The organism is Pseudomonas sp. BIGb0381, assembly GCF_024809815.1.
Classification (GTDB): Bacteria; Pseudomonadota; Gammaproteobacteria; order Pseudomonadales; family Pseudomonadaceae; genus Aquipseudomonas.
Map to the genome: position 1 here is coordinate 22,076 of NZ_JANUEN010000018.1, position 14,579 is coordinate 36,654.

A 14,579-nucleotide genomic window follows, 5' to 3' on the forward strand; every position below is an offset into this window, starting at 1 on the left:
CTTACAACTGCCAGGAGCCGATATCGGCATTGACGCCATCGCCATCCGGTTGGCCGTCGGCGCCCAGGGAGAACACATCGACTTCACCGTTGGCGCCCGGATTGAGGTAGTGATAAGGATGGCCCCAGGGGTCGTTGGGCAAGCGCTCGAGGTAGGCGCGCCAGGTGCTGTTCTTGGCATCCGCCGGGCGTTCCACCAGCACTTTCAGGCCCTGGTTCATGCTCGGGTAGGTGCCGTGGTCGAGGCGATACAGCTTCAACGCCTGCATCAACCCACCGATGTCCTGCTTCGCGGCGGTGGCCCGTGCCTGGTCCGGGCGATCGAGGACCTTGGGGACCACCATCGCGGCGAGGATCCCGAGGATGACCACCACCACCATGATCTCGATCAAGGTGAAGCCACGCTGGCCGCGAGGGCCTGGCAATGGGGATGTTAGGCGTGCGATATCCATCTCGACATTCCTTGGCTTGGGTGCATTTCGTGGCGCAGTGTTGCAAGAACACATGTCAGTCGTATTGAAAATCCTCGGGAGTTTCGGTCGCCAATCGGTCAACTGCCGGCGCTAGTCTGCGGGCCTGTTTCCCGGCTTTGAGAACGCCATGTACGGCCGTCGCAAGGAGCAAGGTTTTACCCTGATCGAGGTGCTGGTGGCGCTGGCGATCATCGCCGTAGCCATGGCCGCCGCCATCCGCGTGGCCGGGTTGATGACCCAGGGCAACGGCTTACTGCGGGACAAATCCATGGCATTGCTGGCGGCGCAGAGTCGCCTGGCGGAGTTACGCCTGGAGGGGCATTTGCGCGACGGCACAAAGACCTTCAGCTGTGACCAGGGGCGCTTGAAACTGCGGTGCGAGCAGACCATCAGTCGCGATGGCCGCCTGTTTCAAGTCAACGTGCAGGTGCTGGACGCCAGCCGCGAGGCGCCGCCGCTGGCCCGCGTGGAGACACAGGTCAGGGCCGAGTGAGTCGCGGCAAGCCCGGTCCATCGGGCAACTTGTCGAGGTTGACGCGCAGCTTCTCGCCGCCGCGCTCGATCTCGACCCCATCGCCTTCGATGGCCGTGAGCCGTACACCGGGGCTGAGGCGCTCGCCCAACAGGAAACTGCGCGGCGGGCCGTCGTTGAGACTGAGGATCGCCACCGCACCACGGGCGCCGGCCAGCACGCCAGAGACTTTGACCTGCAACGCCGCCGGCGCGTTGGAGAACCATTGCAGCGCCGGGTTATCGCTGCGCGCCGCCAGCACCTGGGGTGCGGCCTGGGGCGTATGGGACTCGGCGGACGTCAGCAACAGCGGCGTCCAGACCGCCACACCGGCCAATGCCGCCAGCAACGCCACGACTTGCACACCGTGGGCCGGTGAGAAACGCAGGGTGAATGCCATGGGAAGGACCTCCTGTTTGTCCATGGCACCAGCCTACAGGCCAATTCGCACGTTTTTATTTCACAAGCTCACCAGCTTTCGAGGGGCCTACCGATGAAACAGCAAGGCTTCACCCTGATCGAGTTGATGGTGGTGCTGGTGATCATCGGCATCGCCAGCGCCGCCATCAGCCTGACCATCAAGCCCGACCCGCTGCACCTGTTGCGCAAAGACGCCGAGCGCCTGAGCCAACTGCTGCAAGTGGCCCAGGCCGAAGCCCGCGCGGACGGCCGTCCGATCACCTGGCGCGCGGATGCCAAGGGCTTTCGCTTCAACCGCCGCACCGACGATGGCAGCGGCGTCGAAGCCTTCCAGGACGACACCCAACTGCGCCCGCGCCTGTGGGAAAGCACGCCGATGCAGATCAATATCGAACCCCGGCAAACCCTGGTGCTCGACGCCGAATGGATCAACCCACCCGTGCGCATCGTGCTGTCCGACGGCCAACACAGCCTCAGCCTGCAACGCGACACCGCCGGCTTGATGCGCGTGGTGAGCCAGCCATGAAGCGCTCCGAACAAGGCTTCACCCTGATCGAAGTGATGGTAGCGATCATGCTTATGGCCGTGGTCAGCGTGATCGCCTGGCGCGGACTGGACAGCGTCACCCGCGCCGACCAGCACCTGCAGGCAAGCAGCGAACAGACCGAAGTGCTGCTGCGCGCACTGAACCAGATGCAGCGCGACATCAGCCTGCGCGCCAGCGTCGAACTCAACGCCCCGCCCCCCTCAAAGAACAGTGCAGAAAAGGTCGATGGACTGGCGGCGGTCACCGTGCGCAGTTCCGACAGCAAAGGCTTTCGGCTGGACATCATTCGCAGCGCGCCCGTCGCCGGCGATGGCCTGCAACGGGTACGCTGGTGGCTCAAGGGCGACAGTTTGTATCGCGCCGCGGCCCCCGCGCGAGACCGCTATCCGCTGCCGGCGGCGAAGGATGGCGTGGTGGTGTTGAGCGGGGTCCGTGATTTGCAGGTGCGGGTGTGGGAGGCGGATAAGGGCTGGCGGCAGTTGAGCGGGAATCGGCGTGAGGATCCGTTGGGGCTGGAGATCAGTTTGGTGCGGGAGACGCCGCAGGGGGTGGAGAGGTATCGGCAGGTGGTGGGGCCACTGAGATAGCCGTCCCAAACACGCCCCCCCCGTAGATATCTTGTTATTACATTGAAAATAGGCAGGTACTTCTAACTCAACAACACCACCCCACCCGGCAACTCCGTACACTTGGCCCCATACGCATCCCGAATCAACAACGCCACCCCCGCCAGTTGCTGCAGGCTGAACCGCGCCTGTACGCGTCGTTGGCCGAGTTCCTTGTTGAGCAGCACCAGCATCCCCGGCCGGTAGCGGTTGATCTCGTCTACCACCGTGGCCAGGGTGGCGTTGTTGAAGACCAGCACCTGTTCGCGCCAGGCCACGACCGCCTGGGTGTCCACCACCACCGGTTCGCCCATGCCGGCCGCGTCGTAGCTCAATTGCCGGCCGCTCTCCAGGCGCACGCTGCGCCCGGCCACGGCCACCGACAACCATCCCTCGATACAGGTCACGCACACCGTGCGGTCGGTGTTGCGCAGGTTGAAACGTGCCTGCGCCGCGCTCACCCAGCCTTCGCCCGCCAGCACCTTGAGCGGCTGTGCGGAATGGGCGATCACTTCGACTTCGCCTTCAAGCAATTCAAGGCCCTGCCCCACTTGGCTCACGCGCGTTTGGGTATTGAGTTCCAGGCTGACCCCGTTACTCAACAGCACTTGGCGTTGTTCGCCGACGTCGGTGCGATAGTCCGCCGTGAGGCCGGCAAAACCACCGGGGGAGCCGACCTGCACCATCACCACAGCGGCCGATGCGGCAATCGCGCCGCCCAGGAATGCACGGCGCCCGAAACTGCGCGGTTGCGATACCTGCTCAAGCGCCGGTGCCAACTGCTGCCACATCGCCTTGGCCTGCTCGAACGCCTGGGCGTGCTCGGGGCTTTGCGCACACCAGGCTTTGAGCGCCTTGGCATCGGCCACGGTGGCGCGGCCCGAGGTCAGCAGGACCAGCCAGTCGCGGGCTTCATCGTGCAGGGGGCTGGCGGCGGAGTGCCGGGCGGCGGAGAGGCTAAAAATGTTCAAGCGCGCAAATACTCACGGTTTTATCAGGGACTCAACTCTAAGACGGTTTTCCGGCCCCGGGACCGAACCGCTGGATCACTTTTCTTTCCAAACGCTTGGCGCAGTGGCCCAGGGCGGCCTTGATTTCCTTCTCGACCATGCGCGTGGAAATGCCGAAACGCTGGGAGATTTCCAGGTGTGGCGCCTCTTCCAGGCGTGCGGCGATGAGGATCTTGCGGCGGCGTGCCGGCAGTTCGTAGAGCGCCTTGACCAGGGACTGGATTTCTTTCTGGCCGCCCACCACCCGTGACGGGTCCTGGGCTTCGTCGGCGCTTTGCAGCAGTTCTTCGACCTCGCTGCCAGTGAGCAGGCGCGCGTCGGCCTGGCGGCGGTCGGCGGCGATGTTCAAGGCCATGCGGTACAGGTAGGCATTGGGTTGCGCCAGGTTAGGCGGCACTTCCATGCGGTCGACCCGCAGGTAAGTTTCGTGCAGGACATCGTTGGCCAGGTCCTCCGAGCCCAGGCGCTTGCGCAAACGCACCTTGAAGTCATCGTAGGAGGCCAGGAACAAGCCGACCATCGTACTGTGCCCGGTATTTTTCATCCGCCCCAGGCTCCGTTTGCTGCTGTGCATTCCATGCGCGTTCCTGTTGTGTCAGGCATCAAAAGTAAAGTCACCGGTTGGCGCAGGGAACTTGGTGCCGGGCGTTCGACCCGCGCGGTGCCCAGGCTGCGTACCAGTGCTTCATCGCGTTGTTCATCGCCGGTGGAGCTGACCAACCGACTGTGTTCGATCAACCCTTGGGGGCTGACCCACACCTGCACCAGCGCCCGAAAACTGCCGGGCCGGGTCAGCGGCGAGCGGCACAGGCTGATCTCAATGGCCTGCTGCAAGGCCGTGGCGTAGCTGTTGTTGATCCGCGCGGCGTTGCGTGCTGCCGCACCACGGGTGGCAGGCGGCTGGCTGACCTCGGGCAACTGCAAGGTGAACGCATCATCGCGTGCATAACGCGCCATCAGGCCACTCCCCGTCAGCAACATCGCCAGAGCCTCCTGCGCCGTAAAATGCCCGCGCACACTGATGGAACGCCGGCCCCGCGTCAGTTCGCGGTCGACCAGCACTGCCATTCCGGTGGCGCGGCTGTAGGCTTGCAGTGCATGTTCCAGGTCTTGCGCCGGCAGGTTCAACAGCAGCAGCGGTGACTCTGCCTGCGCGACGCGACCACCGGCCAGCAGCAACAGCAAGACCAGGGCGCATACGGCGCGCCTCCAGCCCCCCTGTTCACCCCCTGTTCTGCATCGCTGCACGGCCGACGCGCCCTAGAAAACCGTCATCCTGAGGCCAGTGTATGAACCTGATGTTACGGTGATAGCAAAAAAAACATCACGGTGACGAGAGGCCCGCTGCACTAGACTTGCACACCTGCCGGCCCACTCCTTCGGGCCCGCCAGGAGGCCGTGATGAAACGCTTACCGATCCTCGCCAGCCTGTTGCTGTGCGCGGCCCTGCCCTTGCACGCCCATGCCGGCAACTGCGCCGAAGTCTCGGTGGATGGCTACAAGGCGCCCGACTATGGCTGCCTGAGCCAGCAGATGGGCAACGACACGAACGCGGCCAAAGCCGCGCAGAAAAACCGCGAGGCGCAAGGCATTGCCGTGGACAAGCGCCAGCCCAACAAGGTCGGCCTGGCCACCCCGGCGGCGACCAGCGTGCGTATGGGCAACACGTTCGGCAGCTCGGTAAAGCCGCAGCGGCCTTGAGCGCCTTTTGACAAAATTTTCATCTCTGCCCCCCTATGATCGCCCACCTCGTTGGGGAGTAACCGGCTTCTGACCCTGTTGGAAGCGTTCGTATCAACATATTCGGCAACCTGCCGTGGTGCGAACACCGTCTTTTCGGTTGGTGAGACCAGCGACACATCCATGCCTAAAGTCGGGCGTGTGGCTGTGTCGTTGTGTCCCATAGCCCGACTGGAAGCCTGACCGTGAACCCCATTTCCCTGATTCTCCTCGCCCTGGCCATGTCCACGGACGCCTTTGCGGCGGCCATCGGTAAAGGCTCCAGCCTGCACAAACCGCGTTTGACCGAAGCCTTGCGTGCCGGTGTGATTTTTGGTGTGATCGAAGCCATCACCCCGATGATCGGCTGGGCGATCGGCCATGTGGCCACTCGTTGGGTGGAAAGCTGGGATCACTGGATCGCCTTCACCCTGCTGGTCGGGTTGGGCCTGCATATGATCTACAACGGGCTCAAGGCCGATGATGAGGAAGCCGAAAAGCCGACCCAGCACTCGTTCATGATCCTCGCCGTCACGGCGTTCGCCACCAGCATCGATGCGATGGCGGTGGGCGTGGGCCTGGCGTTCGTCGACGTGAATATCCTGGTGGCCTCCGCCGCGATTGGCCTGGCGACCATGACCATGGTGACCATCGGCATGATGCTCGGCCGCGTGCTGGGCACGGTGGTGGGCAAGCGTGCCGAGATGGTCGGTGGCGTGGTGTTGATGCTGGTGGGTGCGACGATTCTTTACGAGCATCTCTCGGTCTGACGTGCACACATGACAAATGTGGGAGGGGGCTTGCCCCCGATTGCGGTGGGTCAGTCAATGATGCTCTGACTGTACTACCGTTATCGGGGGCAAGCCCCCTCCCACAGGGGTTCTCCAGTGGTTTGGAGATCGGGTTTTCAAGCCGCGTGGCTTTCCTTTTTCAAGCTGTCCATATCGATCACGAACCGATACTTCACATCGCCCTTGAGCATGCGCTCATACGCTTCGTTGATGCCCTGGATGTCGATCATTTCCACGTCCGAGACAATCCCGTGCTTGGCGCAGAAGTCGAGCATGTCCTGGGTCTCCTGGATGCCGCCGATCAGCGAGCCGGCCAGGCTGCGGCGCTTGAAGATCAGGTTGAACACGGTCGGCGACGGGTGCGGGCTGTCGGGGGCGCCGACCAGGGTCATGGTGCCGTCGCGCTTGAGCAGGTTGAGGAACGCATCGAGGTTATGCGGTGCGGCGACGGTGTTGAGGATGAAGTCCAGGCTGTTGGCGACCTTGGCCATTTCGTCCGGGTTCTTCGATACCACCACTTGATCGGCGCCCAGGCGCAGGCCGTCTTCGCGTTTGTTGGGTGAGGTGGTGAACAGCGTGACATGGGCGCCCATGGCGTGGGCGATCTTCACCGCCATGTGCCCCAGGCCGCCCAGGCCCACCACACCGACCTTCTTGCCGGGCCCGACCTTCCAGTGGTGCAGCGGCGAATAGGTGGTGATGCCCGCACACAGCAACGGCGCGACGGCCGCCAGGTTGGAATCGTCGTGGGAGATGCGCAGCACGAACTTCTCCTTGACCACGATGCTGTCCGAATAGCCGCCAAAGGTATTTTCACCGCCGAACACCGGGCCGTTGTAGGTGCCGGTAAAACCGCTCTCGCAGTATTGCTCCTCGCCCTCGGCGCACGAGGCGCAGTGCTGGCAGCTGTCGACCATGCAGCCGACGCCGGCGAGGTCGCCGACCTTGAATTTGCTGACATTGGCGCCGACTGCCGTCACGCGGCCGACGATTTCGTGGCCGGGGACCGACGGGTACAGGGTGTTGTTCCACTCGTTGCGCGCGGTGTGCAGGTCGGAGTGGCACACGCCGCAGTAGAGAATGTCGATCTGTACGTCGTCCGCCCCCGGCGCGCGGCGCTCGAAGGTAAAGGGCTTGAGAGCATCCTTGGCGTTCTGGGCGGCGTAGCTGTAAGTCTTGGCCATTTCGTTCACCTGTGTGATCTGACGGTAGAGGTCAGTGGACCAGCATAGACGCTGAACCGTTCAACCAAGCACGCCTGTACAATTTCCATCGCGCCCCTGCCCCTAACCTCACGGCTTCAATCGCGTAGAAGTGTTGGAGAGTGGGCATGCGTAGCAAAGTAATCAAGATATCTGTGGCATTGACGCTGCTGGCGAGCGCAATGATGGGCAATGCCTTTGCGGCAACCCCAAGCGTGGCGGTGGCGCCGCAATACGACACCAGCCACGTGTATGTGGCCCCGGCGGATGTGGACCGTTTCGCCCAGAGTTTCCTCGCCACCTTTGGCGGCAAGAGCACGCCCCAGGTGGTGGTGAACGTGCTGCCGGTGCCGAGCAGCACCACCTCGCAACTGCTGCAGACGCCGGCGGGCACGGTGTCGCTGTTCGGTTTCACCACGCCCATCCCGCACCCGTTCGGGCAGGAACGCAACGGCTACCTGGTCAAGGACATGGACGCGGCGCTCACAGCCGCGCGAGAAAACGGCGCCGCCGTTATCGTCAGCGACTTCCCGGACCCGATCGGGCGTGACGCCGTGGTGCAATGGCCGGGTGGCGTGAACATGCAGCTCTACTGGCACACCAAGACCCCGGACTACGCGGCGTTCCAGACCGTACCGGAAAACCGCGTGTACCTGTCCACCGATCGCGCTGACGCCTTTATCAAAGCGTTCCTGGGCTTCTCCCACGGCAAAGTCCTGGCCGATGACAAGCACGCGCCCGGCGTCGATGTGGGTCAAGCCACTGGCACGTATCGTCGCGTCGATATCGAGTCACCGTTCGGACGCATGGCGGTGCTGGTCACCAACGGCCAACTGCCCTACCCCTTCGGCCACGAGACCACCGGTTATCAAGTGCCTGACCTGACGGCCACGCTGGGCAAGGCCACGGGCTCCGGCGCCAAGGTCTTGGTGCCGGCCTTTGACAGCAAGGGCCGTCGCAGTGCCGTGGTTGAATTCCCCGGCGGCTACGTCGCGGAAATTCACCAGCTCCACGCCGCAAAATGATTCGCCGTACAGGCTGGGGCCTGGCCGTGCTGTGGCCGTTGCTCACCGGCGGCGTGCATGCCGACGAGCAACCGACACGCCCGGCCATCAAGGCCAACCGCTGGCAGGAGGACTGGTCGGTGCTCAAGGATCCGGCGCTGCGCACGCAGCCGCTGGACAGCTTGAAGTACATCCCGCTGTCCAGCGCCAACCCGTTCACCTATTTGTCATTGGGGGCGACGTTGCGGGAGCGCTTCGAGATGAACGATGCCAGTGGTTTTGGGGTGAAGGACGTGAAGCGAGATCGCTACCTGATCCAGCGCTTCCAGGTGCACGCCGACCTGCACTTGAATGAAAACTGGCGGCTCTTCACCCAACTCGAAGATGTACGCGCCTACGACAAGACCACGGTCGGCGGCGCCGATCAGAACCGCGTCGATTTGCGCCTGGCCTTTGCCGAATACGTCAACGCGTTCAGCGGCGGCACGCTCAAGGCGCGTGTCGGGCGCCAGGACTTCGCCTTCGATTTGCAGCGTTTCATCTCATCGCGGGACGGCCCGAATGTGCGGCAATCCTTCGATGCGCTGTGGGCCGATTGGGAGACGTCCAACTGGCGCTTTATCGGGATTGCCAGCCAGCCGGTGCAGTATCAGGACGGGCGGCACTTCGACGACAAATCCAACCGTGACGCGCGCTTCCACATGCTGCGGGTCGAGCGGCTGGTGGGCGGCAAGAATGAGCTGTCGGCCTACTACGGCGTATACGAGCGCAGCGCTGCGCACTATGCGGACGGCGATGAAACCCGCCATCTGTTCGACGCGCGCCTGGGCGGTGCGGCCCAGGGATTCGACTGGGACATCGAAGCCATGCTGCAAAGCGGCTCGGTGGGCAGCAAGGATATTCGCGCCTGGGCCGGCGGCAGCCGCACCGGCTACACCTTCGACAGCCTGGCGTGGAAACCGCGCATCGGCCTGCAGCTGGACATTGCCTCGGGCGACCGCAAAACCGGGGACGGCACCGTGGGTACGTTCAACCCGCTGTTCCCCAACGGCTACTATTTTTCCCTGGCCGGCTATACGGGCTACAGCAACCTGATTCACGTCAAACCGTCGATCACCGTCAAACCCATCGACAAACTCAGCGTGCAGACCGCCGTCGGCCTGCTGTGGCGCCAGACCACCAGCGACGCGTTGTACACCCAGCCGAACCTGCCCGTCGCCGGCACCGCAGGCCAAGGTGAACGCTGGACCGGTGCCTATGGTCAGCTGCGTACCGACTATGTGTTTACGCCGAACCTCACCGGCGCGGTTGAAGCGGTGCATTACGCCGTGGGCCGGACCTTGCGCGACGCCGGCGGCGATGACAGCAATTACCTGGGGGTCGAGCTCAAGTTCAGTTGGTGACCCCAGGCAAGCACACCCGTACAAGCCCCTGGCCCGGTTTAGGGCAATAGTGAGGCTGGTTTTTCAGTCCCTCAAATCAAGGAGTTTTCCATGAGCACATTCGTTGCCAAAGACGGTACCCAGATCTACTTCAAGGACTGGGGCAGCGGTAAACCCGTGCTGTTCAGCCACGGCTGGCCGCTGGATGCCGACATGTGGGAATACCAGATGGAATACCTCAGCAGCCGTGGCTTTCGCACCATCGCGTTCGACCGCCGTGGCTTTGGTCGCTCGGACCAGCCGTGGACCGGCAACGACTACAACACCTTCGCCGACGACATCGCGCAGCTGATCGAACACCTGGACCTCAAGGACGTGACCCTGGTGGGCTTCTCCATGGGCGGCGGCGACGTGGCCCGCTACATCGCACGCCACGGCAGTGCACGCGTGGCAGGCCTGGTGCTGTTGGGCGCAGTCACGCCGATCTTCGGCCAGAAGCCCGATTACCCCCAGGGCGTGCCGACCGACGTGTTCGACGGCATCAAGGCCGGGTTGCTGAAAGACCGTGCGCAGTTCATCGCTGACTTCAACACGCCGTTCTTCGGCATCAACAAGGGCCAGGTCGTTTCCGAGGGTACGCTGACCCAGACCCTGCAGATCGCCATGCTGGCGTCCCTCAAGTCGACCGTGGATTGCGTCACCGCCTTCTCCGAGACCGACTTCCGCCCGGACATGGCCAGGATCGACGTGCCGACCCTGGTGATCCACGGTGACGGCGACCAGATCGTGCCGTTCGAGACCACCGGCAAGGTAGCCGCCGAGATGATCAAGGGCGCCGAGCTGAAGGTGTACAAGGATGCGCCGCACGGTTTTGCCGTTACCCACGCTCAGGCCCTGAACGAGGACCTGCTGGCGTTCCTCAATCGCTGAAACACCCGCTCCTTTGGCCGGGCTCGCCCGGCCTTTTTTGGCTCAGGAGAAACGCTGGCTCAGCACCAGGCGCCCCGGCCCGCTGATCAGCAGCGTGGTGAAAATGATCAACAGCAGCCAGCCGAATTGCCCTTCCAACAACGTCCATTCCGGATGCACCACCACCATCGCAATCAACAGCACCGCCAGTATCGGCAGGCACGCCAGGCGCACCAGCACCCCGGCGATGATCAGCAGCGGGCACAGCACTTCGGCGAAAATCGCCAGCAGCAAGGTGATATGGGCGCCGAGGTGAAACGGGTCTTCGATCAGCTTCAACTGCTCACTGTAGTTGAGCAATTTGGGCAAGCCATGCACCCACAGCAGGAACAACGCCCCGCTGCCCCGCAGAAACAACAGCCCCAGGTCCTGGTGTCTTGATTCGTTCATATGCGCTCCGGTGGGTTGACACGTTATCGACGTCGATTGTGTCCACAGAGCGGTACGTACGCTTGCAACCGTGTGCTGACCTCACTCCCCGGTGCCGGCAAACCCCGCGACGATTTCATCGATCACCGCCCGTACCCGCGCGGTGTGGCGCAGGTCAGCGTGGGTCACCAGCCAGACATCGTAGGGCAACGGCCGCGTGCGCGCAGGCCATAGGCGCACCAGCCCGTCGCGCTCGCCGGTGAGGATGGGGATTTCGCCGATGCCGATCCCGGCGGCGATGGCGCGGCGCACCAGCAGGCTGGAACTCAGGGCGGCGACGATGCGCCCACGGCCCAGGGGTTCAGAGACCAGGGTCATGTCCTTCTGGGTTTGCAGGTACGGTTGATAGACCACGAGGTCATGCCCTTCAAACAGGCTGCCCGGCTCCGGCGCGCCCTGGCGATCGATATACGCCTGGGACGCAAACAACCCCACCGGCCAGCGCGCGAGACGCCGGGCAATCAGGTCAGGACTGTCCGGGCGCGTGTTGCGCACGGCGATGTCGGTTTCGCGTTTGGCCAGGCTCAGGAACTGGGTCGACGCGTCCAGTTGCACGCGCACATCCGGGTGCTGGGCGTGCAGGCGCGCAATCGCAGGAATCAGGAAGTCGATGGCCAGGGAGTCGGTGGTGCTGACCCGTACGGTGCCGGTCAGGCGGTCATCCAGGCCCTGGATCTGACGCTCCAGGTCGAGCGCCGAGCGTTCCATTTTTTCCACCGAGAGCAACGCGGCCTCGCCGACGGCGGTCAGTGCGTAGCCTTCGGAGGTGCGCAGAAACAGCGTTGCACTCAGGGACTTTTCCAGGGCATTGACCCGCCGGCCCACGGTGGCCTGGTCGACACCCAATGCCCGTGCGGCACCGCGCAGCGTCGACTCGCGGCAGACCGCCAGGAACACCCGTGCATCATCCCAATTCATGCTGACTCCTTGCGCTGCATATATGCATCGCCATGACGTGTAATCGCTGCATTATTGCATCGATAAACCTGGATATGCTGGGCACCAGAGAAAAATACCCAGGACCGCCATCATGCTCGACACTCATGCCCCACCCCGCCACTCCGTATGGCTGCCGATCTTCGCCGGCCTGTGCGCCAGCCTGGTCAGCATCGGCCTGGCGCGCTTTGCGTACACGCCGTTGATTCCGTCGCTGATCCAGGCCCACTGGTTCAGCGCCAATGACGTGGTGTACCTCGGTGCCGCCAACCTGGTGGGTTACCTGATCGGCGCGCTGATCGGGCGGCCCATCGCCCAGCGCACCTCGAACAGAACCGCGCTGCGCATCATGATGGTGGCGGTGACCCTGGCGTTCTTCGCCTGTGGCTTCCCGCTGTCGGTGGTGTGGTTCTTCGCTTGGCGCCTGCTGTCGGGGATTGCCGGTGGCGCAATCATGGTGCTGGTGGCGGCGACCGTGTTGCCCCATGTACCGGCCGCACGCCGGGGCCTGGCCAGTGGCGCGATCTTCCTCGGCATCGGCCTGGGCATCGCCGGCTCCGGCACGCTGGTGCCGCCGCTGCTGAGCCTGGGCTTGCAGCAGACCTGGTTCGGCCTGGGCCTGCTGGCCGTGGTGTTGACCGCCGCCAGCTGGTTCGCCTGGCCTTCGGGCACGCTGCATGAAGACACACCGCCATCCGACACGGCCGTAGCGACGCCTTCCGGCGTGTACCTGCTGTTCGCCCAATACGCCTTTATGGCCGCGGGGCTGGTACCGGCGATGGTGTTCCTGGTGGATTACGTCGCCCGTGGCCTGGGGGCCGGGGCGCATATCGGCGCGATGATCTGGGTGATGTACGGCCTGGGGTCGATTGTCGGGCCGGTCACCTACGGGTTCCTGGCAGACAAACTGGGGGCGCGCTTGAGCATCCGCGTGGTGCTGGTGGTGCAGGCGATTGCCGTCGGGGCGTTGCCGTTTGCCGGCTCGTTGACTGGCCTGGCGGTCCTCGCGCTGATCCTCGGTTCGTTCCCGCCGGGCATCGTGCCGTTGGCGCTGGCGCGGGTGCACGAACTGCTCCCCAACCATCATCAGCAGCAGGTCGCGTGGAGCCGTGCCACGGTGTCCTTTGCGACTTTCCAGGCGCTCTCGGGGTTTGCCTATTCCGCCCTGTTCAACGTCAGCGGTGGTCAGCATGCGCTGTTGTTCATGATCGCTGCCGGGGCGATAGTGGTCGCCCTGGCACTGGAACCGGGCATGCGCCTGCTGAACCGCCGACCGTCCGACGCGGTCCCAACCCATACGCTCATCGCTGCAGGTAATCTGAAATGACGCTTCCTAAAGAAATGACCCTGATCGAAATCACCACCCCCGGTGGCCCCGAGGTGCTGCAGCCGCGCCGCGCGGAGGTACCGGTGGCGGGCCCCGGCGAGATCCTGATTCGCGTGCACGCGGCCGGGGTCAATCGCCCCGACGCCCTGCAACGCGCCGGCAAGTACCCGATGAAACCCGGCATGAACCCGCTGCCTGGCCTGGAAGTGGCGGGCGAAGTCGCCGCACTGGGCGACGGCGTGACCGAGTACGCCGTGGGCGATAAGGTCTGCGCCCTGACCAATGGCGGCGGCTATGCGCAGTTCTGCACGGTGCCCGCCAGCCAGGCGCTGCCGATCCCCGAAGGCATGGACTGGATTCAAGCCGCTGCCGTACCGGAAACCTTCTTCACCGTGTGGGCCAACCTGTTCGGCCTCGGCGATGCGCACACCGGCCAGCGCGTGCTGATCCACGGCGGCACCAGCGGCATCGGTACGACCGCGCTGATGCTGTGCCGCGAGTTCGGCATCCAGGCCTTCGCCACCGCCGGCAGCGCCGACAAATGCGCGGCCATCGCCCAGTTGGGCGGCGAGCCGATCAATTATCGCGAGCAGGATTTTGCCGAGGTCATCGCGCAACAGACCGACGGCCAGGGCGTGGATGTGATCCTCGACATCATGGGCGGCTCGTATCTGAACAACAACCTCAAGGCCCTGGCCATGGACGGCCACCTGGTGATGCTGGGTTTCCTCGGCGGCGCCAAGGCCAACGACGTCGACCTGCTGACCATCCTCGGCAAACGCGCGGTGATTACCGGCTCACTGTTGCGTGCGCGCAGCAAGGCTGAAAAAGCCGCGATTGCCGAGCAGCTGCGCGAGTATGTGTGGCCAGTGCTGGAGGCCGGGCGTTGCCTGCCGATCATCGACAAGGTGTACGAATATACGGACGCCGCCCAGGCCCATGCGCGGATGGAAGGTGGGGACCATATCGGCAAGATTGTGTTGCGGGTGGAGTAAGCAGCAGGCACTACAAAGCCAATGTGGGAGGGGCAGTGCGACGATTCGACTTGCTCCCGTGGCGGCCTTCGGGCCGACCGCTTTTTTGGAGTTTTAGCGAGTACATATCCGTTGCTGCGGTCACGGCGACCTATGGTTCCGCCCTTACGGCGGGTCACTTTTGGAAAAGAGCCCCAAAAGTAACCAAAAGGGCTCTTGCCCCACCACTCGGTACCTCGCCTAGGCTCGGTATGCCCTCACTCCGGCTTGAATCCGTGGGC

Annotated in this window: 18 protein-coding genes; 10 read left to right on the forward strand and 8 right to left on the reverse strand. The window is 63.9% G+C overall.

Features of this window, described 5'->3' with window-relative positions:
• Position 1: 1 nt before the first annotated feature.
• Complete coding sequence (gene gspG, locus M2397_RS28865; protein WP_099491840.1) at positions 2-451, reverse strand: type II secretion system major pseudopilin GspG; 450 nt, start codon at positions 449-451, stop codon at positions 2-4.
• A 148-nt stretch (positions 452-599) separates the two neighbouring features.
• On the opposite strand from gspG, the gene gspI reads away from it, so the two are divergent.
• The gene (gene gspI / locus M2397_RS28870) at positions 600-965 is read left to right on the forward strand and encodes a type II secretion system minor pseudopilin GspI (RefSeq protein WP_092489620.1); all 366 of its coding nucleotides are present in this window, start codon (positions 600-602) and stop codon (positions 963-965) included.
• On the opposite strand, the gene M2397_RS28875 is transcribed toward gspI, so the two are convergent.
• The gene (locus M2397_RS28875; protein WP_259244911.1) at positions 952-1,383 is read right to left on the reverse strand and encodes a type II secretion system protein N; all 432 of its coding nucleotides are present in this window, start codon (positions 1,381-1,383) and stop codon (positions 952-954) included. The genes gspI and M2397_RS28875 overlap by 14 nt on opposite strands.
• Positions 1,384-1,476: 93 nt before the next feature.
• Between M2397_RS28875 and gspH the strand changes: the two genes are divergently transcribed.
• Together gspH and M2397_RS28885 are read left to right on the forward strand one after the other, a co-directional pair.
• Positions 1,477-1,929, forward strand: coding sequence for a type II secretion system minor pseudopilin GspH (gspH, locus tag M2397_RS28880; RefSeq protein WP_184745971.1), 453 nt, complete (start codon positions 1,477-1,479; stop codon positions 1,927-1,929).
• On the forward strand, positions 1,926-2,537 hold the full coding sequence (locus tag M2397_RS28885) for a type II secretion system protein GspJ (RefSeq protein WP_259244912.1): 612 nt from the start codon (positions 1,926-1,928) through the stop codon (positions 2,535-2,537). The genes gspH and M2397_RS28885 overlap by 4 nt, the downstream gene beginning before the upstream one ends.
• 62 nt (positions 2,538-2,599) lie before the next feature.
• Here the strand turns inward: M2397_RS28885 and M2397_RS28890 are convergent, their stop codons facing one another.
• From M2397_RS28890 to M2397_RS28900, 3 genes are read right to left on the reverse strand one after another with little or no spacing between them, the layout of a single operon-like run.
• On the reverse strand, positions 2,600-3,526 hold the full coding sequence (locus M2397_RS28890) for a FecR family protein (protein WP_131700667.1): 927 nt from the start codon (positions 3,524-3,526) through the stop codon (positions 2,600-2,602).
• 37 nt (positions 3,527-3,563) lie between these two features.
• The gene (locus M2397_RS28895; protein ID WP_027607555.1) at positions 3,564-4,109 is read right to left on the reverse strand and encodes an RNA polymerase sigma factor; all 546 of its coding nucleotides are present in this window, start codon (positions 4,107-4,109) and stop codon (positions 3,564-3,566) included.
• Positions 4,106-4,750 (reverse strand): secretin and TonB N-terminal domain-containing protein, encoded by a 645-nt coding sequence (locus M2397_RS28900; protein WP_131700666.1) that lies wholly within the window; start codon positions 4,748-4,750, stop codon positions 4,106-4,108. Before M2397_RS28900 ends, M2397_RS28895 begins: the two co-directional genes overlap by 4 nt.
• A 216-nt stretch (positions 4,751-4,966) precedes the next feature.
• Here M2397_RS28900 and M2397_RS28905 point away from each other — a divergent pair, with 216 nt between their 5' ends.
• Positions 4,967-5,266, forward strand: a complete 300-nt coding sequence (locus M2397_RS28905) for a hypothetical protein (RefSeq protein ID WP_131700665.1) — start codon at positions 4,967-4,969, stop codon at positions 5,264-5,266.
• A gap of 224 nt (positions 5,267-5,490) precedes the next feature.
• Positions 5,491-6,054 (forward strand): manganese efflux pump MntP, encoded by a 564-nt coding sequence (gene mntP, locus M2397_RS28910; RefSeq protein WP_145338731.1) that lies wholly within the window; start codon positions 5,491-5,493, stop codon positions 6,052-6,054.
• Positions 6,055-6,191: 137 nt separating this feature from the next.
• Here mntP and M2397_RS28915 read toward each other — a convergent pair whose 3' ends face one another.
• Positions 6,192-7,259 carry an NAD(P)-dependent alcohol dehydrogenase gene (locus tag M2397_RS28915; RefSeq protein WP_259244913.1) on the reverse strand — a complete coding sequence of 356 codons (1,068 nt, stop codon included), beginning with the start codon at positions 7,257-7,259 and terminating at the stop codon, positions 6,192-6,194.
• A gap of 146 nt (positions 7,260-7,405) precedes the next feature.
• On the opposite strand from M2397_RS28915, the gene M2397_RS28920 reads away from it, so the two are divergent.
• From M2397_RS28920 to M2397_RS28930, 3 genes are all read left to right on the forward strand, one after another.
• Positions 7,406-8,302 carry a VOC family protein gene (locus M2397_RS28920; RefSeq protein WP_259244914.1) on the forward strand — a complete coding sequence of 299 codons (897 nt, stop codon included), beginning with the start codon at positions 7,406-7,408 and terminating at the stop codon, positions 8,300-8,302.
• Positions 8,299-9,684 (forward strand): alginate export family protein, encoded by a 1,386-nt coding sequence (locus tag M2397_RS28925; protein ID WP_259244915.1) that lies wholly within the window; start codon positions 8,299-8,301, stop codon positions 9,682-9,684. Before M2397_RS28920 ends, M2397_RS28925 begins: the two co-directional genes overlap by 4 nt.
• Positions 9,685-9,774: 90 nt before the next feature.
• Positions 9,775-10,593, forward strand: a complete 819-nt coding sequence (locus M2397_RS28930) for an alpha/beta fold hydrolase (RefSeq protein ID WP_131700660.1) — start codon at positions 9,775-9,777, stop codon at positions 10,591-10,593.
• 42 nt (positions 10,594-10,635) lie between these two features.
• On the opposite strand, the gene M2397_RS28935 is transcribed toward M2397_RS28930, so the two are convergent.
• Both M2397_RS28935 and M2397_RS28940 read right to left on the reverse strand, forming a co-directional pair.
• Positions 10,636-11,022, reverse strand: coding sequence for a DoxX family protein (locus M2397_RS28935; protein ID WP_184745984.1), 387 nt, complete (start codon positions 11,020-11,022; stop codon positions 10,636-10,638).
• Positions 11,023-11,103: 81 nt separating this feature from the next.
• Complete coding sequence (locus M2397_RS28940; protein ID WP_131700659.1) at positions 11,104-11,979, reverse strand: LysR family transcriptional regulator; 876 nt, start codon at positions 11,977-11,979, stop codon at positions 11,104-11,106.
• Between the two features lie 112 nt (positions 11,980-12,091).
• Here M2397_RS28940 and M2397_RS28945 point away from each other — a divergent pair, with 112 nt between their 5' ends.
• Both M2397_RS28945 and M2397_RS28950 read left to right on the forward strand, forming a co-directional pair.
• A complete protein-coding gene (locus M2397_RS28945) occupies positions 12,092-13,324 on the forward strand; it encodes an MFS transporter (protein WP_259244916.1) in 1,233 nt (410 codons plus the stop codon).
• Complete coding sequence (locus M2397_RS28950; RefSeq protein WP_090405799.1) at positions 13,321-14,319, forward strand: NAD(P)H-quinone oxidoreductase; 999 nt, start codon at positions 13,321-13,323, stop codon at positions 14,317-14,319. The genes M2397_RS28945 and M2397_RS28950 overlap by 4 nt, the downstream gene beginning before the upstream one ends.
• Positions 14,320-14,579 lie beyond the last annotated feature (260 nt).